Raw genomic sequence first — 21,113 nt, 5'->3', positions numbered from 1 at the left:
CGCCATGCGCGTCTCCTAACCCGATATGACAACGGCGCTCCGCAGCCCCGGCAGCACGGGCATGTCATCCTCTGGTGAAAATCGACGTCATGAACGGGGTGTAAGCCGAGCCTGTGCCATCAGCGCTGGCACTTTCAGCGCTCCCTCCGCCGGGTTGCGTCTTCGAAGGCTCGCGTGACCTCAATTCCGTGACATGGGTCAGCACGTCGCCGTCGAGGCGCACGGAGTGGCGGGTCCAGCCGGCACTGCCGTGGCGCTCCACCCGGAGCACACCCCCGCGCCATGTGCAGCGGTCCGGAGCCGCCGGCACCGGTTCTGTCGTGTCCGCGTGGTACCAGAGAACATCAGGGTGGTCGGGGTCCGCCGTGAACATTCCGTGGCCTTCGAAGTGCGTCCCGTCCGGCTCCCGGTGGCTATAGGTCTGCACAACGCCGAAGCCACTGGCCACCCGCCGGTAGGTAACGTCCGCCTCCACCGTTCGTTCTGGTCCCCACGGGCCGGCAGCCAGGCGCGTGCTCCCCCGCCAGCGGCCGAGGAGTCCGCGCAGCGCAGGATGGTCGGCAGGATGGACACCGATGGGACGGCCGCCGGCGGCATGCGCCGCAGCAGCATCCCTGGCAACGGAATGGGTGTCGGCGGAATGGCCGCCGGCGGGGTTGATGCTGCCGGGGTCACCTTGGCCGGTGTTGTCCGTGCCCGGCAGGGGTTCGTCCACGCCCTTCACCCCCTACCGCAAGGCGTCAGCCCTCTGCCGAACGCCGGATGCGCTCATCCTATGCCCAGGCACGAATGTGGCGGCAGGGGTCAGAGTCCGAAGGTTTCCGTCTCCTCGAAGGGGCCGACGACAGTCACGGTCCGCGGTGCGGCAGCAAGTTCGGCTGCAAGGTCCTGAACCTGCTCGGCCGTGACGGCCTTGATGAGGCGAAGGGTTTCGTCGATGTCCTGGTATTCCCCGGAAACCAGTTCGGCGCGGCCCAGCCGGGACATCCTTGAACCGGTGTCCTCGAGGGCCAGGACGATGCCACCGCCAAGCTGTCCTACCGCCTTGCGGAGCTCCTCGTCGGAGATCCCGTGCTCGGCGAGCTTGTCCAGCTCAACAGCCAGCAGGTCCAGCACCTGCCGGACTTTGGACGGGGTGCACCCTGCGTACATACCGAAATAGCCGGCATCCGCGTAAGAGGAAGCGAAGGAGTAGGTGGAGTACACCAGGCCCCGCTTCTCACGGATCTCCTGGAAAAGCCGGGAGGACATGCCCCCGCCCAGGACAGCGTTAAGGACGCTCATGACGTAGCGTCGCTCGTCAGTGGCAACAATGGTGGGGCAGCCCATGATGATGTTGGCCTGCTCAACGGCGCGCTTGACCACATGCAGCCCGGCGGTACCCGTGATGAGCGAGGGCTCGGTGGAACGCCGCTTAACTGGCGAAGCGCTGGCCTCCAGCGACCAGCCGGCGGATTCCAGTGCGCCGATGACGAGGTCGCACACCACGTCATGCTCCAAGCCACCGGCAGCCGTAATCACCAGTTCGTCCGGCCGGTAGTAGCGGCGATAGTGCTCCCACACGGAGTCGCGGGCCACAGCCTTGATCGCGGCAGGCGTTCCGCCGATGGGACGGCCGAGGGGGTGGCTGCCGAGCACGGCGGATACGAAGTGCTCATGCGCAACGTCCGTTGGATCGTCGCTGTCCATCGCGATCTCTTCGAGGATGACGTCCCGTTCCTGCTCCATCTCAGCGGGGTCGATGACCGCACCGGTGATCATGTCCGCAATCACGTCGATGGCCATCGGCAGGTCGGTATCGAGCACCCGCGCGAAGTAGCAGGTGCTTTCCTTGGCGGTCGCGGCGTTTGATTCCCCGCCCACCTCATCGAACGCCGACGCGATCTCCAGGGCCGTGCGGCGCTTGGTGCCCTTGAACAGCAGGTGCTCAAGGAAGTGCGTGGACCCGTGCTGGCCGGGGGCCTCGTCGCGGGAGCCAACGCCCACCCAGAAGCCGATGGTGGCTGACCGCTGCCCCGGCATCGCCTCCGTCAGCACCCGCACTCCCCCGGGCAGCACGGAACGCCGGACTTCGGAGCCGCCGTCGGAACCGTGGACCAGGGTGTCGCCGCGGTGGTTCTGCTCAAGAGGCAGGGGTACAACAGTCATTGAGGCCTTTCAGGACGGGCAGCCGGATCTGGCTGCCATCGTAACAGCGGCGGGGCCGGTGGATCATCCACCGGCCCCGCCGATTCATTGCTTCTGCCGGAGACCGGAGCTGTTAGACCTCGGCGCCTTCAGCAGGTTCCGTGGTGTGGGCGCGCTCGGTCTCAGCCGCACCTTCCTCCTCGGCCACCACAGGGGCGAGCGAGAGCTTTCCACGGTCGTCGATCTTGGTGATTTCCACCTGGACCTTCTGGCCGACGGAAACCACGTCATCCACGTTGTCCACGCGCTTGCCGTTGGCCAGCTTGCGCAGCTCGGAGATGTGCAGGAGGCCGTCCTTGCCCGGGGTCAGCGACACGAACGCACCGAAGGTGGTGGTCTTGACGACCGTGCCCAGGTAACGCTCACCGATCTCGGGAACCTGCGGGTTGGCAATGGCGTTGATGGCGGAACGTGCTGCCTCGGCAGACGGACCGTCGGTGGCGCCAATGTAGACCGTGCCGTCGTCCTCGATGGAGATGTCGGCGCCGGTGTCTTCCTGGATCTGGTTGATCATCTTGCCCTTGGGGCCAATGACCTCACCGATCTTGTCCACGGGAATCTTCACGGCGATAACGCGCGGTGCGAACTCGGAAAGCTCGTCCGGGGTATCGATCGCCGAGTTGATGACCTCAAGGATGTGCAGGCGTGCTTCGCGGGCCTGCTTCAGGGCTGCTGCCAGCACCGATGCGGGGATGCCGTCGAGCTTGGTGTCCAGCTGGATGGCTGTGACGAACTCGGAGGTACCGGCAACCTTGAAGTCCATGTCACCGAAGGCATCTTCGGCGCCGAGGATGTCAGTCAGGGCTGCGTAGCGCGTCTGGCCGTCCACCTGGTCGGAAACCAGGCCCATGGCGATGCCGGCGACGGCGGCCTTCAGGGGCACACCGGCGTTCAGCATGGACAGGGTGGAAGCGCAGACGGAACCCATCGACGTCGAACCGTTGGAACCGAGGGCCTCGGATACCTGGCGGATGGCGTACGGGAACTCCTCGCGGGACGGCAGGACCGGCACGAGGGCGCGTTCTGCCAGGGCGCCGTGTCCGATTTCGCGGCGCTTGGGCGAGCCGACGCGGCCGGTTTCACCGGTGGAGTACGGCGGGAAGTTGTAGTTGTGCATGTAGCGCTTGGTCTTCACGGGCGACAGCGAGTCGATCTGCTGCTCCATCTTGAGCATGTTCAGCGTGGTGACACCCATGATCTGGGTCTCGCCGCGCTCGAAGATCGCCGAACCGTGGACGCGGGGCAGGACCTCGACCTCAGCCGTCAGCTGGCGGATGTCGGTCAGGCCGCGGCCGTCGATGCGGATCTGGTCCTTGAGGATGCGCTGGCGCACGACGTGCTTGGTGACCGAGCGGAATGCTGCGGACAGTTCCTTCTCGCGGCCTTCGAACTGGCCGGCCAGGTTGGCCAGGACTTCGTCCTTGAGTGCGTCAGCGGCGTTCTCGCGCTCCTGCTTGTCCGCGATCTGGAAAACAGCGGTCAGCTTCTCGGTGGCTGCGGACTCCACGGCGGCGTAGACGTCTTCCTCGTAATCGAGGAAGACAGGGAACTCGACTGTCGGCTTGGCAGCGCGGGCGGCGAGGTCGGCCTGGGCGTCGCAGAGAGCCTTGATGAACGGCTTGGCGGCCTCGAGGCCCTCGGAAACAACCTCTTCGGTGGGGGCGGTGGCGCCCTGTTCCTTGATGAGGGCCCAGGAGTTGTCCGTGGCTTCGGCTTCGACCATCATGATGGCGACGTCGTCACCGGCAACGCGGCCGGCAACAACCATGTTGAACACGGAGTTTTCCAGCTGCGAGTGCTTCGGGAAGGCAACCCACTGGGAGCCGTTTTCGTCGGCAACCAGGGCAACGCGGACGCCGCCGATGGGCCCGGAGAAGGGCAGGCCGGACAGCTGCGTGGACATCGAGGAGGCGTTGATGGCAACCACGTCGTACAGCTCGTCGGGGTTGATCGCCAGGACGGTGACCACGATCTGGACCTCGTTGCGCAGGCCCTTGATGAATGCGGGGCGCAGCGGGCGGTCCATCAGGCGGCAGGCCAGGATGGCTTCGGTGGACGGGCGTCCTTCACGGCGGAAGAACGAGCCCGGGATGCGTCCGGCGGCGTACATGCGCTCTTCGACGTCAACCGTCAGCGGGAAGAAGTCAAAGCCTTCGCGCGGGTGCTTGCCGGCCGTGGTGGCGGACAGCAGCGCGGTGTCTTCGTCGATGTACACCATGGCGGCACCGGCAGCCTGCTTGGCGAGGCGGCCGGTTTCGAACCGGACCACGCGCTTGCCGAAGCGGCCGTTGTCGATGATTGCTTCTGAGAACTGGATTTCGGGACCCTCCAAGAGAGTCACCTCCGTTTCTGTTTACGGAAGTCCAGCCGCATCAACCTGGCCAGCATCTGTCTACTGGCCCTGCACCCGGTCATCGATCGAGACCCACGGGCCGGGACTTCAGTCTCTGAAGCCTTCCCGGGGATCACTACCGAGGACCGCGAATGCGTGATGCGGTTGATCCTCCTGTTTAGTTTTGATTGAAGAAGGCGGCCCGTTCCGTGCTGGAAAGGGCCGCCCCCGAAGTCTGACTAGCGGCGCAGGCCGAGGCGCTCGATGAGCGAACGGTAGCGGGCGATGTCGGTCTTCTTGAGGTAGCTCAGCATGCGCTTGCGGCGACCCACCATGGCCAGCAGGCCGCGCTGGGTGTGGAAGTCGTGCTTGTGCTCCTTCATGTGCTCAGTCAGATCCTTGATCCGCTGGGTCAGGACAGCAACCTGGACCTCCGGTGAACCGGTGTCGCCTTCCACGGTTGCGTATTCCTTGATGATGGACTGCTTTACAGCGGCGTCAAGTGCCACAATAACTCCTATGAAATGTGCCGTGAGGGCCCGGTCAGAAAATCACTGCCGGGTCTGCCGCCGGTGCCTGGCCCCGGAAAACCGGGAGGGTCCGAACACGACAGGAACCAGCCGCCACGGACTGCAGCCGGATCCATCGTCAAGTTTACCGGCCCGGGCCTAACCTGTCGAAACAGTCGGTGTCAGTCCCGCAACCGGTCCCGGATGGCCGCCATTCCCTGCAGCACCTCCTGGAAGCTGGTGCTCAGGGGTGAGAGTCCTACCCGGATGCCGCGGGGCGAGCGGAAGTCGGGGATCACGTCGTCATCCCACAGCGACGCCACGGTGGCCTTGGTGAACCTGGGGTGGTCCACGGTGATGTGGCTGCCCCGCTCCCCCGGACTGCGCGGGGTGGCCAGTTCGGCGCCCAGCGGTGCCAGCCACGCGTCGTAGATTTCGACGGCGAACGCCGTCAGCTTCTCCGACTTCGCCCGGATGGCGGCCATGGACGCTTCCTCGATCAGGTCGAGCGTTCCCCGCATGGCGAGCATTCCGAAGATGGCGGGGGTGCCGCTCAGGAATCCCCGGATGCCTGCCGCCGGCTCATACCCCTTGGCCATCTCGAAGGCGTCCTTCCGGCCCATCCACCCCCAGATTGGCTGGTTCAGCGAGGCCAGGTGCCGCTGGTTGACGTAGGCGAACGCCGGCGACCCCGGGCCCCCGTTCAGGTACTTGTACGTGCAGCCCGCGGCGAAGTCCACGCCGGCACCGTCGAGGTCGATCTCCACCGACGCCGCGGAATGGCAAAGATCCCACACCACCAGGGCGCCGGCGTCGTGCACTGCTTTCGTGATGGCGGGCAGGTCTGCCAAGTGTCCCGAGCGGTAGGCGATCTGGCTGAGAAGGACGACGGCGGTGCGCGGGCCGGTCGCTTCCCGCACCTGGTCGGCGGTCACCCCGGCGGCGGGGTCGGTTTCGATCCAGCGGAGCGTCAGGCCCTCCTCCAAAGCGATGCCTTCCACCAGGTAACGGTCCGTGGGAAAGTTCTCAGTGTCCAGGACCAGCTCGTTCCGGTCCGGGTCAGCCACCGCGGCCAGTGCAGCCCGGATCAGTTTGTAGAGGACCACCGTGGTGGAGTCCGCGATAATCGTCTGCCCGGGCGCAGCACCCAGGACGGCACGGCCCAACTGGTCGCCTATGGCCTGCGGCAGGTCCAGCCATTCCTCATCCCATCCCCGGATCAGGCGCCCGCCCCAGCCCTCGCGGATGAACGCCGCGATGTCATCGGCCGTCCGCTTCAGCGGGCGGCCCAGGGAGTTGCCGTCCAGGTAGGACAGCGGGGTGTCGGTGCCGATGAAGTGGCCCCGGTAGTGTCCCAGCGGGTCCCGGCGGTCAAGCTCTTCGGCGCGCTGCTGCAGCGCCACGCCTTCTTCTTCCACCAGTGGCTGCTGCTGTGTGGTCATTGGCCGATCTCCGTCCTGACTGCGAATAACTCCGGGAAGAAAGTGAGTTCGAGGGCCTTCTGCAGGAAGGCGGCGCCGCTGGACCCACCCGTTCCGGTCTTCATGCCAATGGTCCGCTGCACCGTCCGCAGGTGGCGGAACCGCCACAGCTGGAAATTGTCCTCCAGGTCAACAAGTTCCTCGCAGGCTTCGTACGCGCCCCAGTTCTCTGCCGCGTGTTCGTAGATGTGCTTGAACAGCGGTACCAGTTCGGGGGTGAACTCGTGGGCGCGGCTGACATCCCGGTCCAGGACCGAGGCAGGGACGTCGAAGCCGTGCCTGGAAAGGTAGGCGAGGAATTCGTCGTAGATGCTGGGCGCTGCGAGGAGTTCGGACAGCATGGCATGGGCCTCAGGATCGGATTCGAACACCGGAAGCATCTTGCGGTTCTTGTTGCCCAGGACGAATTCCACGGCCCGGTACTGGGCGGACTGGAAGCCGGAGGAGTTGCCCAGGAAGCCGCGGAACTGGGAGTACTCGGTAGGGGTTAGGGTAGCCAGCACGGACCACTGTTCGGTGAGGGTCTTCTGGATGTGTTTGACCCGGGCAATGCCCTTCAGTGCGGAACCCAGGTCATCGTCACGGAGCCAGGCGGCGGCGCTCCGAAGCTCATGCAGCACCAGCTTCAGCCACAGCTCCGTGGTCTGGTGCTGGATGATGAACAGCAGTTCGTCGTGGTGTTCGGGCTTGCTGACCGGCTGCTGGGCACTCAGCAAGGTGGGCAGCTGGAGGTAGGAGGCGTAGCTCATCCGGGAACTGAAGTCACGGACGATGCCTTTATCCAGCTTGCGGGTGTTCTTTTCGACGGACACGTACTGCCTTTCCTTACGGTCCCCGGCAGCTTCCCGCCGGGACGGATGCAGCGGACCGGCTGCGGCGCCCCGGTCTGGTCAACGTCTGGTCAGCGTTTGACCAGGAGGTCGTGGGCCTGGACCACGTCCAGCTTCATCTGGTCCACCAGTGCTTCAGGCCCACGATAGGCCACCATGCCCCGAAGGCGCGCCACGAATTCCACAACTACTGTCTGGCCATACAGATCGAAGTCCTCAACGGCCTCCTTGGGCCTGTCGATGACGTGGGCCTCCACCTGGCGGCTGACGCCGTCGAACGTGGGATTGGAGCCCACCGAGATGGCGGCCGGCCAGCGCTTGCCGGCCTGATCCACAAGCCAGCCCGCGTAGATGCCGTCGGCAGGAATGAGGCCGCTGGCGTTGGAGGCGAGGTTGGCGGTGGGGAAACCCAGGGCCCGGCCGCGGGCGGCGCCATGCACCACTTCGCCGCGCATCCGGTGCCACCGGCCCAGCACGGCAGCCGCCGTGGCGACGTCGCCTTCCTGCAGCGCTTCGCGGACCCAGGTGGACGAGCAGCGGCGGTCCTTGCCGTCGTCGTCATGCAGGGGGTACCCCTCGGAGCCGAACTCGCTGATCACCTGGACCTCGAAGCCGAACTTTTCGCCCAGGGCCTTCATGGTGTCCAGGTCCCCGGAATTGCCGCGGCCGAAGCGGGCATCATGGCCGATCACGACGTGGCTGGCGTGCAGGCAGTCCACCAGGTACTGCTCCACGAATTCCTCGGCGGTGAGGCTCGCCAGCTCCAGCGAATACTTGACCACCATGATGGCGTCCAGGCCCAGTTCGCCCAGTGCCTCCAGCTTGTCGTCCAGGCCCATGATCATCTCGGGGGCGGACTCCGGACGGTGGATGAACGCAGGATGCGGGTCGAAGGTGACCGCCACGGCCCTGGAGTGGGTGAGCCGTGCCGAGCGGATCAGCTGGGACAGCACCTGCTGGTGTCCGCGGTGGACGCCGTCGAAGTTCCCGAAGGTAACAACAGAGGGTCCGAAGTCCGCCGGGACCTCGGACGGATCGTTCCAGATGTAGACCATCACCCTCGCCTTAGACTGCCTGCAGCATCAACATTCCGCAGCCGGGCCGGCCGCGGAACTCTTCAAGGTTACCCGTATTCACCGTGCCCCTTTTTCCCGGGGGCGGCGCCGGTACAGCCACACCAGGCCGAGGATCGGCAGCAGGAGCGGGATGAAGCCGTAGCCGCGGCCGAACAGGGACCACACGGTTTCATGGGGGAACGCCACGGCATCGAAGACGCTCAGCGCCCCCACCACCAGGACGCCCACAAGTTCCACCAGCACGGCGGCGACGGACACTTTGAACCAGGTGCTGCCGGCCTTCGCCAGGGAGATCGTGGCTATCACATAGACCAGGGCAGCGAAGGCGGACAGCAGGTAGGCAAGCGGGGCCTCGGAGAACTTGGTGAGGATCTGGTAGCCGGCGCGGGCAGAGGCCGAAATGGCAAAAACGGCGTAGACGGCGATAAGGAGCCGTCCCGGGCCCGTGTTGCGGGTATTGCGGGAGGTGCCGGCGGGTGCGCTGCCGACGGCGGCCGGTGATTGCTGGTCATTCACGTTGCGTGCTTCTTCCACTTCAGTACCAGATCTGGTTCATGCGGGCGGCCATCACCAGGGCCGTCACACCGACGGCGGCCAGGACGAAGTTGCTCCACCGCGTCCGTTCCAGGATGGACCAGTAGACGGCAGCCGGGGGCAGGAGCATGGCCGTGGCAAGGTAGCCCCAGAACTCCCACGCCTCGCCCGCGATGGGTTCCCCGGCGATGACCCGGACGATCGAACCTACAAGATAGACAACCAGGGCGAGTTCCACGGCGGCCACCGAGAGGATGGTGACGTCGTTGGGCGCCTTCTTCATAATGCCGGCCACCAGGCAGATGGCGGTGGACAGCAGGCCAACCGCCAGGATGATCCAGAAATACGCGTCCAACCTAGGCCTCCCCGGCTGCCGCGGCGCCAGGTGCGCCGTTGCCGGGTGCGAACACCAGGACCGGCTTGGCGTAACTGCCGGCGTCAGCGAGCAGTGCCACCAAACTTCCATCGGGGGCGAAAGCGGCGGCCGGATGGTCGGGGGTGGCGGCGGAGGGGCTCCCCGGTTCCGCCCCGGCGGCAATGCGCCGGCCAAAGGAAATCTCCGTTGTTTCCTCGGGGGTGAGCTCCCGGTTGGGCATCAGCGCCCGCGCCGCCTGGGACATTTCCAGGACGTTGAGCTCCTCGGCGAGCTGTTCGAGGGTGCGTGCCTGCTCAAGGGAGTACGGACCAACGTGGGTCCGCCGGAGCGCCGTGAGGTGCCCGCCGACGCCCAAAGCGTTGCCCAGGTCCCTGGCGAGGGCGCGGATGTAGGTGCCTGAGGAGCACTCCACTGTTACGTCCACATCCACCACGCCGGCTTCGTCATCCCGGCGGATGCCGTGGACCTCGAAGCGGTGGATGGTGACGGGGCGGGCTGTGAGCTTGACGTCCTCACCGGACCGGACCCGCGCATAGGCACGTTCGCCATTGACCTTGATGGCGCTGACGCTGCTGGGCACCTGCTGGATGTCCCCCGTGAGCGCTGCTACGCCGTCGTGGATTGCCTGCTCGTCCACGGCGGCGGTGGAGGCCATGGCAGTCACCTCACCCTCGGCGTCGTCCGTCACTGTGGACTGCCCAAGGCGGATGGTGGCCGTGTAGGTCTTGGAGGTGCCCACGATGTAGGTGAGCAGCCGCGTGGCCTTGTTGATGCCGACCACCAGGACGCCGGTGGCCATCGGATCCAGGGTCCCCGCGTGCCCCACTTTCCGGGTCCCTGCGAGGCGCCGCATCCGGCCAACCACATCATGGCTGGTCCATCCCTGCGGCTTGTCCACTATCACCAGTCCAGAAAGCACGCCTACCAGTATATCGGCGCAGGTTGGGGCGCCGGTGCAGGATGGCGGCAGCTAGGATGGCAGGCATGCCCGAGCTTGCCGCCCATGTCCGCGACGTGCCCGTCAACCAGATCCGTGAGATCACCGAGGCGGCGTGGCGCACCCCCGGCGCACTGGTCCTGAGCATTGGGGAGCCGGGCTTCCCGCTCCCCCGCCACGTGCTGGACGCCGGCATGGCGTGTTTGGACCGCGATGAAACGAACTACACCCCCAATGCAGGTATTCCTGACCTGCGCGAAGCCTTCGCCGCCAGGTTCCGGGAACAGCAGGGCGTGGATGTGGACGCCGACCGGGTGTACGTCGTGGCGGGCGCTCAGCAGGGCCTGCACCTGGCCATGAGCCTGCTGCTCTCCCCCGGCGATGAAATCCTCATCCCCAACCCGGGCTACCCCACCTTCGCGATGACCGGCCGGCTCCTGAACGCCGTGCCCGTGGGGTACCCGCTGTACCCCGGGCATGGATTCCAGCCCCGGCCGGAGGATGTCGAAGCGCTCATTACGGACCGAACCCGGGTGCTGGTGCTGAATTCACCGTCCAACCCGCTCGGTGCCGTCCTGGGCGGGGACCTGACCCGCGAGCTCATGGACCTGGCCAGGCGGCATGATCTCTGGGTCATCTCGGACGAATGCTACGAGGCGTTCACCTACGACGTGCCCCACATCAGCCCGGCAAGGTTCGACGGCGGCACGCCCGGCGAAGCGCGGGTCTTCACCTCCCTAACCCTGTCCAAGACTTATGGGCTCACGGGCCTTCGGGTCGGGGCGCTGGTGTGTCCGCCGGAGTTGAAGCAGCAGATGGACAACGTGATGGAATCCATCGTCTCCTGCGTCGCGGCGCCGCCCCAGTACGCCGCACTCGCTGCCCTCACCGGCCCCCAGGACTATGTGCAGCACGCCCACCGGCACTACCGGGAGAACCGCGACGCCGCCTCCGCAGTCCTTGACGCCAAGGGCATTCCGTACCTCCAGGCCCAGGGCGCCTTCTACCTGTGGGCGGATATGTCGCACGCCAGTGGTGGCGACGTGCGGGCATGGGTGCGCCGGTTCCTGGCGGACGCCGGTGTTGCCCTGGCCCCGGGCACTGCTTTTGGGTCGATCGGCGAGGGCTGGGTCCGGATTGCCCTGTGCGGACGGAAGCAGGAACTGCTGGAGGGGCTGTCGCGCCTGCCGGCGAGGACCGGCCTGGAGTAACGGCCCCGGCCGCTAGCGTGCCGCGCCGCTGAGGGCTCCGTCAAGCCAGGAGCGGAGCACCTCTGCAGGCGCCGCGCCTGCCTGCCGGGCGGCAACCTTTCCGTCCACCAGCACCATCAGGGTGGGGATTGCCTGCACATCGAACCGCCGCGACAGGCCCGGGGCCTTGTCCACATCGACTTTGACCAGCTTGATCCGGCCTGGCCGTTCGCGGGCGAGCTTGTCCAGGACCGGACTCACCATGCGGCAGGGCCCGCACCAGTCCGCCCAGAAGTCCACCAGCACCGGCACGCGTGACCTCTCGGCCACGGCGGCGAAGTCAACATCTCCGGCGTTGACGATCCAGGGCAGCCCGGCCTTGCAGTTGCCGCAGCGCGGCATCCCGGCTGCCTGCGCCGGAATCCTGTTGGTCTTGCCGCAGGAGGGGCAGGCGATGAGTGCGGGTTCCATGCCTAGTACTCCCTCCTTCCGGCGAAGGCGTCCCAAGCCTGGAAGGGGGCGCCCGACGTCGGGATGTCACCGCGGGTGACCGGCATCAGCTCCGGGCGGGCGCCGCTGAAGTAGTCGTAGAACAAGGCGTCATCGAACCCGGCAGCTGCGGCGCCGTGACGGTCAGCGGCGAAGTATACGCGGCCGATCCGGGCCCAGAGGGCGGACGCAAGGCAGAGCGGGCAGGGCTCGCAGCTGGCGTACAGCACCGCGCCGTGGAGGTCGAAGTTGGCTGTCGCCGAGGCGGCGGCGCGGATGGCCACCACCTCCGCGTGGGCGGTTGGATCGTTGTCCCGGGTGACCCGGTTGACGCCTTCGTGCACCCGCCCGTCGGCAGTCACCACCACCGCACCGAACGGCCCGCCGCCCTCGGCAACGTTCCGGACGGCCAATTCCACGGCCTGCTCAAGGTACCGCGTGGACTCAAGGTGCTCAGGTGCCTGGGTCATAGCTCGATCCTAGCCACCGCATCCCGGTTAGGGGATGAAATAGGGGGCGTATTAGGGGGAAAGTCCCGACGACATCTGTTCACCGCAGGCATAGTCTGGCGCCCTGGGGCTTCAGCTGTACTGCCTCCCCGTGGGGCACCCTCATCCCGGCCCGTTATAGGGCGCCAACCCCGGAGTACGCAATGAAGAGAAAGCTCACCTTGATCGCCTCCCTGGCCCTGGCAGCTGTCATCGCCCCGGCCGCACCGTCTTCGGCCTCCGGCTGGGGCCACCACGGCGAGCCCTACGAGGAAGTGGCCACCGGCCTGGTCTCTCCCCTGCACCTGGCCGTCGGGACAAGCAAGTCCCTGTACGTGACGCAGGACTTCGCGGGCACGCTCAGCCGGATCGACAGGGACGGCGACGTCGATGACGTCTATCAGGCCCCCGAAGGCTTTGGCGTGGCTGGCGTGGAAACCCGTGGAACCACAACGTTCTTCCTGGAAACGGCCGGCGCCGGAGGTCCTGCGGAGGGCCTGAAGGGCTACCTGAAAGCCATCAGGCCGCACGGCGAGGAGCGGCTTATAGCCGATCTGGCGGATTACGAGCGGAAGAATAATCCCGATGGCAACCAGCAGTACGGCTTCGGAAGCGACGTCAGCGATCAGTGCCTCAAGGATTGGCCCGAAGCTTTCCCGGCCCGCTACAAGGGCAAACTCGACTCGAACGCCTATGCCACCGCGGTGCGGGGCAACACTGCGTACGTGGCCGATGCCGGGGCCAACGCGATCCTTGAGGTGAACATTCATTCGGGCCAGGTCAGCACCTTGGCTGTCCTTCCGCCCAGGCCCGCAGTCGTACCGGCAGGCCTGGTACTCCCCGTGGACATGGCGGGCAATACCTTCAATGTTCCCGCTTGTGTTGCCGGGCGGACGTATGCCTTTGAGCCCGTCCCCACGGACGTGGAGTTCGGCCCCGACGGATGGCTGTACGTGACGTCCCTCCCGGGCGGTCCGGAAATTCCCGAGCTCGGCCACCGCGGCGCGGTCTTCAAGGTGAATCCCTGGACCGGCCAGACAAAACTCTGGGTCGAAAACATCCTCAGCCCCACGGGCCTGGCTGTGGCCAACACCGGCGACGTTTACGTGGCATCGCTCTTCGGCAACGAGATCCTGAAATTCCACGCCTGGAAAGGACACCGCACCCAGTTCCTGGCAGTGAACCAGCCGGCCGACGTCGAAATCCAGGGCCGGACGCTGTACGCCACGGTTGACGCGCTGCCACCGATGGGCGGGCCTGAAGCGGCAGGACCGCCACCGGCCACCGGGCGCGTCATCAAGGCTGACATCCGGTAGGCACCTGCAGGAGGCATGCACAAAGGTTTCTGGGAAGCAGAAGGCCCGGACTGCATTCGCGGTCCGGGCCTTCTGCTGGGGTTTTCGGGGCTACTTGTTGCCGTCTTCGTCGAACTCGTCGGCGTCGTTGAGGTTGAGGTCCTCTTCGTCGAAGTCGTCTTCGTCGATCTCCACGTCAGGGGACGCATCGCTCTTGTAGGGGTCGGCTTCGCCGGCGTGCTTGGCCTTGGCAGCCAGGGCGGCCACCTCGGCGTCACGCTTCTTCGCTTCCCGCAGCAGTTCCTCCAGATTGGAGGCGTTGACCGGAATTTGGTCGGCCACGAATTCAAGCGTGGGAGTCAGCCGCGCAGTGATGTTGCGGCCCACCTCCTGCCGCAGCACACCCTTGGCCTTCTCCAGCCCTTTGGCAGCATCAGACTGCAAAGCCTGGTCCCCAAAGACGGTGTAGTAAACGGTGGCATGCTGAAGATCATTGGTCACGCGGGCATCGGTAACAGTAATGCCTTCAAGCCGCGGATCCTTAACCTTCCGGCTCAGGGCCTCAGCAACAACAACCTTAATCCGCTGCGCCATCTTGGCAGCACGTGCCGGATCAGCCATGAACAACTCCTAATAAAGATAAGAATTTGGGACGTACGACGGCGCAGGGCGCTTCCGTACACACGTTGGGTTTGGATGCCACGCACTTAGGCGAGTCTGGTAACGGACCCGGCGGGATTTATCCGGCGTCCCGGGAGTGGCATCGGGCCTACCGAAGCTGGGCGGCGAGGGATCGAAGATCCCAAGCCGCCCAGCGTAGGGGCGGGGCCGCCGGAAAAATCCCGACGGCCCCAAACAACAGACAGGCTAAACGCGCGGCTTCTCGCGCATCTCGAAGGTCTCGATGATGTCGCCTTCAACGATGTCGTTGTACGAGCCAAGGCCGATACCACACTCGAAGTCGGTGCGGACCTCGGTGGCGTCATCCTTGAAGCGCTTGAGCGTCTCAATGGTGAGGTTGTCACCGATGACCTTGCCGTCGCGGCTGATGCGTGCCTTGGTGTTACGGCGGATGATGCCGCTGCGGACGATCGAGCCTGCGATGTTCCCGAACTTGGAGGAGCGGAAGACTTCGCGGACCTCGGCGGTGCCCAGCTGGAATTCTTCGTATTCCGGCTTGAGCATGCCCTTGAGCGCCATCTCGATGTCATCGATTGCAGCGTAGATGACCGAGTAGAAGCGCATGTCCACGCCTTCGCGGTCTGCCAGTTCGGCAACCCGCTCGGCCGGCTTGACGTTGAAGCCGATGATGACGGCGGAGTCGACCGTTGCCAGGTTGACGTCGTTCTGCGTGATGGCACCAACACCGCGGTGGATGACGCGCAGCTGAACGCCTTCGCCGACGTCGATCTTGAGCAGGGCGTCCTCGAGGGCTTCCACGGCACCGGACACGTCACCCTTGAGGATGAGGTTGAGGGTGTCGATCTTGCCGTCGGCCACTGCCTGGTCGAAGTCTTCCAGGCTGATGCGCTTGCGGCGCTTGGCGAGCTGGGCGTTGCGGTCCGCGGCCTCACGCTTCTCGGCGATCTGGCGGGCCGTACGCTCATCGGAGGTCACCAGGAAGCTGTCACCGGCACGCGGCACGTTGGACAGGCCCAGGACCTGGACCGGACGGGACGGCAGCGCGACGTCGAGGGCTTCGCCGTCTTCGTCGAACATGGCGCGGACGCGGCCGTGGGCCGTGCCGGCCACGATCGTGTCGCCGACGGCCAGGGTACCGGACTGCACCAGGACGGTTGCCACCGCACCCCGACCCTTGTCCAGGTTGGCTTCGATGGCAATACCGCGGGCGGCCTTGTCCGGGTTGGCCCGGAGGTCCAGCGCAGCGTCGGCGGTCAGCAGCACAGCGTCGATCAGTTCGTCGATGTTCAGGTTCTGGCGGGCCGAGACCTCAACGAACATGGTGTCGCCACCGTATTCTTCCGGAACCAGGCCGTACTCGGTCAGCTGGCCCTTGACCTTGTCAGGGTTGGCGCCTTCCTTGTCGATCTTGTTCACGGCCACGACGATCGGCACGTTGGCGGCCTGGGCGTGGTTGAGCGCTTCAACGGTCTGCGGCATAACGCCGTCGTCCGCTGCGACCACCAGGATGGCGATGTCGGTGACCTTCGCACCACGGGCACGCATGGCGGTGAACGCCTCGTGGCCGGGAGTGTCGATGAAGGTGATGTCGCGCAGGGTGCCCTCATGCTCATGGCTGATCTGGTAGGCACCGATGTGCTGGGTGATGCCGCCGTGCTCGCCGGCCACGACGTCCGAGTTGCGAATGGCATCCAGCAACCGGGTCTTACCGTGGTCAACGTGGCCCATGACGGTGACCACCGGAGCGCGCGGCTCGAGTTCGTCGTCGCCCTCGGCTTCGAGTTCGGCTTCCACATCGATGTCGAAGGTGGACAGCAGCTCGCGCTCCTCGTCCTCCGGGGACACGACCTGCAGCTTGTAGCCCAGTTCCTCGCCCAGCAGCGCGAAGGTGTCCTCGTCCAGCGACTGGGTGGCGGTCGCCATTTCACCGAGGTGGAACAGCACGGTCACCAGTGCGGCGGGGTTTGCCTCGATCTTGTCGGCGAAGTCCGTGATAGAGGAGCCTCGGCGCAGCCGGATAACGGTGTTGCCGTCGCCGCGGGGTACGCTCACGCCACCCAGCGACGGTGCGCTCATCTGCTCAAGTTCCTGGCGCTTTGCGCGCTTCGACTTGCGCTGCTTGCCACGGCCTGCGCCGCCCTTGCCGAAGGCGCCCTGGGTGCCGCCGCGGCCGCGGCCGCCCTTGCCGAAGCCACCGCCAGCGGGAGCACCGCCTCCGGCACCGGGACCACCGGTTCCGGGAGCGCCACCCGGGCGTCCGGGACCACGGCCACCGCCACCGGGACGGCCTGCACCTGCCGGTGCGGGACGCTCAGTGCGGTTGGGCATCATGCCGGGAGTAGGACGCGGACCACCGGGGCGGGGTGCACCGGGACGGGGACCGCCGGCACCGGCTGCGGGACGGGGGCCACCTGCACCGGCAGCGGGGCGCGGACCACCCGGACGGGGACCACCGGCACCGGCAGCGGGACGCGGACCACCGGGACGGTCACCGTCGGTGCGGCCGCCACCCGGGCGGGGCATGCCCTGCGACGTGGCAAACGGGTTGTTGCCCGGACGGGGAGCGCGGTCACCGTCGCCGCCACGGCCGCGGGGCATGCCCTGCGAGGTGGCGAACGGGTTGTTGCCGGGACGGGGGCCGCCCGGCCGGGGCGCGTTGGAACCGGGAGTGGAGCCACCCGGGCGGGCGGCGGGGGTGTCAGCCTTGGGAGCCGGACGGGCACCGGGCTTTGCGCCGGTGGAGGGTGCTGCGGGCGCGGCGGGTGCAGCCGGAGCGCTGGCAGCAGGTGCCGACGGCGCGCTGGCAGCAGGTGCCGACGGGGCAGCCGCCTGGGCGGGGGCTGCGGGTGCCGGAGCCTTGGGAGCTGCCGGGCCTGGAGCCGGGGTTGACGGACGTGCTTCCGCGGCGGGTGCAGGTGCCTTGGGAGCAGCTGCAGGTGCTGCGCTCTTGGGGGCAGCTGCAGGTGCTGCGCTCTTGGGGGCAGCATCGGGGAAGGCGTTGCGCAGCTTGCGCACGACGGGGGCCTCAATGGTGGATGAGGCGGAGCGAACGAATTCGCCCAGTTCCTGCAGTTTCGTCACTGCATCTTTGGAAGTAATACCGAGCTCTTTCGCGAGCTCGTGTACGCGGACCTTGGCCACATTTCTCCTGTCTCGGTCCGCACCGAGCCAGGCACGAACCGTCTACTTCTTACTGCGGGCCCCAGCCGCGGATGCTGCATAAGGGCCCATTGCAGAGCGCAACAAAGTTGTCATCGTTACGCACTCATCGCTGGGAACTCATCGGGTTTCCATCAGATTTCTGACCCGCTTTCAGGTTGGACGGTTGGTGTCGCAGCCGCCGTGGCGCCTGTGACCATCGGACCTGACGTGATCCGGCGTTCCACGGCTTCGGTTCCGGTTGCTCCCCGAAGGGCGCGTCCGAACGCTCGCCGCTTTACTGCCAGAGCCAGGCACGATTCGCTGGGATGCAGCCATGCACCCCGGCCAGCCATCCGGCGTCGTTCATCCACCAGGACAGCGGTTGATCCACTGCCTTCGGCGACGAGCCGGAGTAACTCAGACCGCGGCCCCTTCTTCCGGCAACCGATGCAGGTGCGTTCCGGTTGACTCCCGCTGGTACGTACTTCTGCCACGGCAATCGTCCTGACGTTCATGTCTGCAGGCCATGGGCGCGCTCCTCCCCATCGGAAAGGGCACACTCAAGGCACACGGTTACCGGCCGTAAGGCGCGGTCCTATCTATTCTAGCCCCTCCGGGGCCTTCCGCCGGAACTGCCGGTCGGCTCCGGCGTGGCAGGATCCGGCCGGGCGGCGGGTCAGCTTTCCTTGGCCGTGGCGGCGTCGGAGACGATATCGATGCGCCACCCCGTGAGCTTCGCGGCCAGGCGGGCGTTCTGGCCCTCCTTGCCGATGGCGAGGGACAGCTGGTAGTCGGGGACAACCACGCGTGCTGACCGGGTGGCCTCATCCGTGATGGTGACCGAATTCACACGCGAGGGCGAGAGGGCGCTGGCGATGAACGTGGCCGGGTTCTCGCTGAAGTCAACGATGTCGATCTTTTCATCGTTGAGTTCGTTCATGACGGCGCGGACCCGGGAACCCATTTCACCGATGCAGGCTCCCTTGGCGTTGATCCCGGGAACGTTCGCCTTCACCGCGATCTTGGTCCGGTGGCCCGCTTCGCGGGCGAGTGCCACGATCTCCACGGAACGGTCCGCGATCTCCGGAACTTCCAGTTCGAAGAGCTTGCGCACAAGCCCCGGGTGGGAGCGGGACAGCGTGACGGACGGGCCCTTGGAGCCGCGGTGGACGTCAATGACCAGGGCACGGAGCCGGTTGCCGTGGATGTACTTCTCCCCCGGAACCTGCTCGGGCGGCGGAAGCAGCGCTTCCACTGAACCCAGGTTGACCTGGATCATGTGCGGGTTATTGCCCTGCTGGATGGTGCCTGAAACCAGTTCGCCCTCGCGGCCCTTGAATTCGCCGAGCACATTGTCGTCTTCAACGTCGCGCAGGCGCTGGAGGATGATCTGCCGGGCGGTGCTGGCGGCAATGCGCCCAAAACCCTCCGGCGTGTGCTCGAACTCGCCGATGGGCGCGCCGTCGTCGTCAATCTCCACAGCCCAAATGGTCACGTGGCCGCTCTTGCGGTCCAGCTCGGCCCGGGCCTTTTCGAAGGCGCCGGGAGACTTGTGGTAGGCCACCAGGAGCGCCTGCTCGATGGTGGGGATCAGGAGGTCCAGCGGGATTTCACGCTCACGCTCCAGAAGTCTCAGTGCGCTCATGTCAATATCCATCAGGCCTCCTCAGAAGGTCCATTGTGTTCAGGTTCCAGACCGCCCTCATTGAGGTGGCTGAATTCGATCTCGACTTTTCCGCTGCGGATCCTGTCGAAAGGAAGTTTGATGGGGTCGCCCTGCTTGGGCTTCATGCCCTTTTTAACGGCGATCTCCGGGACGATCGTCACGCCGGCGTCGTCCACCGACTGGATGCGGCCGGTGACGTTGTCACCCTGGATGACGTTCACCGTGACCATCCGGCCCCTGGCCCGGTGCCAGTGGCGGGGTTCGGTCAGGGGGCGCCCCACGCCGGGAGAGCTAACTTGGAGGTCGTAGGGGCGGCTGTCCATGCTGGGATCGTTGTCAAGGACGTCGGACAGGACCTTGGAAATGTCTGCGATGACATCGAGGCTTACGCCGCCCGTCTCCTCCTGCGGCAGGTCCACCACGACGTGGACCACCCGGTGGGACCCGGCAACGTTTATTTCCACGTCCTCGAGGTACAGCCTGTTGGCCAGGACAGAGGGTTCAAGGAGTGCCCTCAGCCGGGCAGCTTCCGGATTGTGTGCCGCTGCGGTCCCAGCCCTGCCAGTTCCGGTGTGGTCTGGTGAAGCCGTGGCTTCTGCATTGCTCACGATGCCGGCCGCCTCCCTATAGATGATGTGGTGTGTACTAGCGTAGCTATTTTACCGGCAGAACGGTGCACGGCGATCCCCCTCAGCCGTGGCACCATGGTCTGTTGTGAACGACGACAACCAGGAATACCAACCACGGATGCGCTATTTCCGGTACGCCGTCATCACCCTCGCAGCACTCCTTGTCCTCAGCCTGGGATTCGCCCTGATTCCCGCGGATCCGCCCGAGCCGCCCGCTCCCCCGTTCACGGAGCAGGCCCGCGCGGCCGCCCTGGCGGACGTCCTTGAACTCCGCGCCTCAGGGCTCCAGCTTGCTGCCGGAACGGCCGACGGCGCTGCTGCCGCCAGCTTGGACCGGGTTGTGACCTTGCTGACCATTCAGGCCCGCGCGCTCCTGCTGCCGGAGGCCGCTGCGTCGGCGGCCCCGTCGCCAACCACTGGCACCCCCACGCCGGCTCCTGCCGGGCTGACAGCTGCCGGACTTGCCACAGCCCTGGCCACCAGCGGTACGGAACGGCTCCGGGACGCGGAAACGGCCGACGGCGGGATGGCCCGCCTGCTGGCAGGGGCAGGCACAGCCCAGGTACTGGCAGCCAAAGAGCTCGCCACGGCAGCCGGCAGCCCCGACGCAGTCGCCGGTACCAACCAGGCCGTGCCGGGTGGCACCGCACCAACGGCACCGGCCGCGGCGGGTCCCGGCGCCACCGCGCCCGTGACACCAGGATCACCGTCCGCTGGGACAGCTGCAGCGTGCCCTTTTGTCCCGTCAGGCCAGGCTGCCGCCAGCGAGCAGGCACAGACCGGAGAACAGGCACAGTCCGGAGAGCAGGCACAGTCAGCTGGGCGGGCGGGGGCGGGCAGCGCCCTGGCAGCCCTGGCCGCCGCCGAGCTGGAAGTGGTCTACGGATACCAGGCGGCCCTGGCGCGGCTCCCCGCGGATGCTGCCGGGACGGCGTCGGAATTCCTGGGGCGGCACCAGGACCTTGTGGAGGATGCCGAAGCCGCCAGTCGCCTGTACTGCGCCGTTCCGCCGCCGCAGGAGCCGGGCTACGCGCTGGACCCCGGGTTTCTCGCTGCGCCCGCCGCCGGACTGGCGCGGCTGGAGGCTGCAACCCTTCCCGCATATGGAGACGTGGTGGCACTGACGGACGGCTCCGCCCGCACCTGGGCGATAGCGGGGCTGCAGGCGGCCGCGGCCCGGACAGTGCACTGGGGCGGGGACCCGGGCGCTGTTCCCGGAATGCACCTGGACGAGGCGCGGCTGCCTCTGCTGCCGCAGTAAGGGCAGGATTTCCGGGTCCCCCGCCCTGCCCGCGCCGGAAGTCCCGCCCG

The 21,113-nt window shown here is 66.5% G+C and carries 20 protein-coding genes; 3 read left to right on the top strand and 17 right to left on the bottom strand.

Annotated features, from left to right (window positions below; all coding sequences use genetic code 11):
• Nucleotides 1–64: 64 nt before the first annotated feature.
• The 10 genes from AC5RUO_RS11440 to truB form a co-directional block, all read right to left on the bottom strand.
• Nucleotides 65–715, bottom strand: coding sequence for a DUF1579 domain-containing protein (locus AC5RUO_RS11440; RefSeq protein WP_494103551.1), 651 nt, complete (start codon nucleotides 713–715; stop codon nucleotides 65–67).
• An 89-nt stretch (nucleotides 716–804) separates the two neighbouring features.
• A complete protein-coding gene (locus AC5RUO_RS11435; RefSeq protein WP_494010439.1) occupies nucleotides 805–2,148 on the bottom strand; it encodes a M16 family metallopeptidase in 1,344 nt (447 codons plus the stop codon).
• Nucleotides 2,149–2,260: 112 nt separating this feature from the next.
• Nucleotides 2,261–4,519: a polyribonucleotide nucleotidyltransferase gene (locus tag AC5RUO_RS11430; protein WP_494103584.1), complete on the bottom strand. Its 2,259-nt coding sequence runs from the start codon at nucleotides 4,517–4,519 to the stop codon at nucleotides 2,261–2,263.
• A gap of 239 nt (nucleotides 4,520–4,758) precedes the next feature.
• A complete protein-coding gene (gene rpsO, locus AC5RUO_RS11425) occupies nucleotides 4,759–5,028 on the bottom strand; it encodes a 30S ribosomal protein S15 (RefSeq protein WP_494010440.1) in 270 nt (89 codons plus the stop codon).
• 182 nt (nucleotides 5,029–5,210) lie between these two features.
• Entirely contained in the window at nucleotides 5,211–6,470 is a 1,260-nt protein-coding gene (locus AC5RUO_RS11420; protein ID WP_494010441.1) for a kynureninase, read from the bottom strand.
• Nucleotides 6,467–7,321 carry a tryptophan 2,3-dioxygenase gene (kynA, locus tag AC5RUO_RS11415; RefSeq protein WP_494010442.1) on the bottom strand — a complete coding sequence of 285 codons (855 nt, stop codon included), beginning with the start codon at nucleotides 7,319–7,321 and terminating at the stop codon, nucleotides 6,467–6,469. Before kynA ends, AC5RUO_RS11420 begins: the two co-directional genes overlap by 4 nt.
• An 89-nt stretch (nucleotides 7,322–7,410) precedes the next feature.
• On the bottom strand, nucleotides 7,411–8,394 hold the full coding sequence (locus tag AC5RUO_RS11410) for a bifunctional riboflavin kinase/FAD synthetase (protein ID WP_494103550.1): 984 nt from the start codon (nucleotides 8,392–8,394) through the stop codon (nucleotides 7,411–7,413).
• A 78-nt stretch (nucleotides 8,395–8,472) separates the two neighbouring features.
• On the bottom strand, nucleotides 8,473–8,931 hold the full coding sequence (locus tag AC5RUO_RS11405; RefSeq protein ID WP_494103549.1) for a hypothetical protein: 459 nt from the start codon (nucleotides 8,929–8,931) through the stop codon (nucleotides 8,473–8,475).
• 19 nt (nucleotides 8,932–8,950) lie between these two features.
• Nucleotides 8,951–9,304 (bottom strand): hypothetical protein, encoded by a 354-nt coding sequence (locus AC5RUO_RS11400; RefSeq protein ID WP_133349922.1) that lies wholly within the window; start codon nucleotides 9,302–9,304, stop codon nucleotides 8,951–8,953.
• Nucleotide 9,305: 1 nt separating this feature from the next.
• The gene (gene truB / locus AC5RUO_RS11395) at nucleotides 9,306–10,244 is read right to left on the bottom strand and encodes a tRNA pseudouridine(55) synthase TruB (protein ID WP_494103548.1); all 939 of its coding nucleotides are present in this window, start codon (nucleotides 10,242–10,244) and stop codon (nucleotides 9,306–9,308) included.
• A 65-nt stretch (nucleotides 10,245–10,309) separates the two neighbouring features.
• Here truB and AC5RUO_RS11390 point away from each other — a divergent pair, with 65 nt between their 5' ends.
• Nucleotides 10,310–11,473 carry a pyridoxal phosphate-dependent aminotransferase gene (locus AC5RUO_RS11390; protein WP_494010446.1) on the top strand — a complete coding sequence of 388 codons (1,164 nt, stop codon included), beginning with the start codon at nucleotides 10,310–10,312 and terminating at the stop codon, nucleotides 11,471–11,473.
• Nucleotides 11,474–11,485: 12 nt separating this feature from the next.
• Here the strand turns inward: AC5RUO_RS11390 and trxA are convergent, their stop codons facing one another.
• A complete protein-coding gene (gene trxA / locus AC5RUO_RS11385; protein WP_494010447.1) occupies nucleotides 11,486–11,923 on the bottom strand; it encodes a thioredoxin in 438 nt (145 codons plus the stop codon).
• Nucleotides 11,924–11,925: 2 nt separating this feature from the next.
• The gene (locus tag AC5RUO_RS11380) at nucleotides 11,926–12,411 is read right to left on the bottom strand and encodes a nucleoside deaminase (RefSeq protein ID WP_494010448.1); all 486 of its coding nucleotides are present in this window, start codon (nucleotides 12,409–12,411) and stop codon (nucleotides 11,926–11,928) included.
• A 182-nt stretch (nucleotides 12,412–12,593) separates the two neighbouring features.
• Here AC5RUO_RS11380 and AC5RUO_RS11375 point away from each other — a divergent pair, with 182 nt between their 5' ends.
• Complete coding sequence (locus AC5RUO_RS11375; protein ID WP_494103547.1) at nucleotides 12,594–13,745, top strand: ScyD/ScyE family protein; 1,152 nt, start codon at nucleotides 12,594–12,596, stop codon at nucleotides 13,743–13,745.
• Nucleotides 13,746–13,835: 90 nt separating this feature from the next.
• Here the strand turns inward: AC5RUO_RS11375 and rbfA are convergent, their stop codons facing one another.
• The 5 genes from rbfA to rimP form a co-directional block, all read right to left on the bottom strand.
• A complete protein-coding gene (gene rbfA / locus AC5RUO_RS11370; protein ID WP_494103546.1) occupies nucleotides 13,836–14,345 on the bottom strand; it encodes a 30S ribosome-binding factor RbfA in 510 nt (169 codons plus the stop codon).
• 246 nt (nucleotides 14,346–14,591) lie between these two features.
• Nucleotides 14,592–17,507, bottom strand: a complete 2,916-nt coding sequence (gene infB / locus AC5RUO_RS11365; RefSeq protein ID WP_494010451.1) for a translation initiation factor IF-2 — start codon at nucleotides 17,505–17,507, stop codon at nucleotides 14,592–14,594.
• Nucleotides 17,508–17,659: 152 nt separating this feature from the next.
• Nucleotides 17,660–18,022, bottom strand: coding sequence for a YlxR family protein (locus tag AC5RUO_RS11360; protein WP_494010452.1), 363 nt, complete (start codon nucleotides 18,020–18,022; stop codon nucleotides 17,660–17,662).
• A 161-nt stretch (nucleotides 18,023–18,183) separates the two neighbouring features.
• Complete coding sequence (gene nusA / locus AC5RUO_RS11355; RefSeq protein WP_494010453.1) at nucleotides 18,184–19,164, bottom strand: transcription termination factor NusA; 981 nt, start codon at nucleotides 19,162–19,164, stop codon at nucleotides 18,184–18,186.
• Nucleotides 19,164–19,781 carry a ribosome maturation factor RimP gene (rimP, locus tag AC5RUO_RS11350; RefSeq protein WP_494103545.1) on the bottom strand — a complete coding sequence of 206 codons (618 nt, stop codon included), beginning with the start codon at nucleotides 19,779–19,781 and terminating at the stop codon, nucleotides 19,164–19,166. Before rimP ends, nusA begins: the two co-directional genes overlap by 1 nt.
• A gap of 106 nt (nucleotides 19,782–19,887) precedes the next feature.
• Here rimP and AC5RUO_RS11345 point away from each other — a divergent pair, with 106 nt between their 5' ends.
• Nucleotides 19,888–21,063, top strand: a complete 1,176-nt coding sequence (locus AC5RUO_RS11345) for a DUF4439 domain-containing protein (protein ID WP_494103544.1) — start codon at nucleotides 19,888–19,890, stop codon at nucleotides 21,061–21,063.
• Nucleotides 21,064–21,113 lie beyond the last annotated feature (50 nt).

It is taken from the genome of Arthrobacter sp. Y3221087 (assembly GCF_059089905.1).
Note: the sequence above shows the minus strand (reverse complement) of the source record. Positions and strands in the feature narration are given on the sequence as shown.

Excerpts from the sequence above, each read along its gene's own strand:
- AC5RUO_RS11435 (WP_494010439.1), bottom strand. The coding sequence starts at position 2,148 with ATGACTGTTGTACCCCTGCCTCTTGAGCAGAACCACCGCGGCGACACC.
- AC5RUO_RS11420 (WP_494010441.1), bottom strand. The coding sequence starts at position 6,470 with ATGACCACACAGCAGCAGCCACTGGTGGAAGAAGAAGGCGTGGCGCTG.
- AC5RUO_RS11410 (WP_494103550.1), bottom strand. The coding sequence starts at position 8,394 with ATGGTCTACATCTGGAACGATCCGTCCGAGGTCCCGGCGGACTTCGGA.
- AC5RUO_RS11390 (WP_494010446.1), top strand. The coding sequence starts at position 10,310 with ATGCCCGAGCTTGCCGCCCATGTCCGCGACGTGCCCGTCAACCAGATC.
- trxA (WP_494010447.1), bottom strand. The coding sequence starts at position 11,923 with ATGGAACCCGCACTCATCGCCTGCCCCTCCTGCGGCAAGACCAACAGG.
- AC5RUO_RS11380 (WP_494010448.1), bottom strand. The coding sequence starts at position 12,411 with ATGACCCAGGCACCTGAGCACCTTGAGTCCACGCGGTACCTTGAGCAG.
- AC5RUO_RS11375 (WP_494103547.1), top strand. The coding sequence starts at position 12,594 with ATGAAGAGAAAGCTCACCTTGATCGCCTCCCTGGCCCTGGCAGCTGTC.
- rbfA (WP_494103546.1), bottom strand. The coding sequence starts at position 14,345 with ATGGCTGATCCGGCACGTGCTGCCAAGATGGCGCAGCGGATTAAGGTT.
- AC5RUO_RS11360 (WP_494010452.1), bottom strand. The coding sequence starts at position 18,022 with ATGAACGTCAGGACGATTGCCGTGGCAGAAGTACGTACCAGCGGGAGT.
- nusA (WP_494010453.1), bottom strand. The coding sequence starts at position 19,164 with ATGGATATTGACATGAGCGCACTGAGACTTCTGGAGCGTGAGCGTGAA.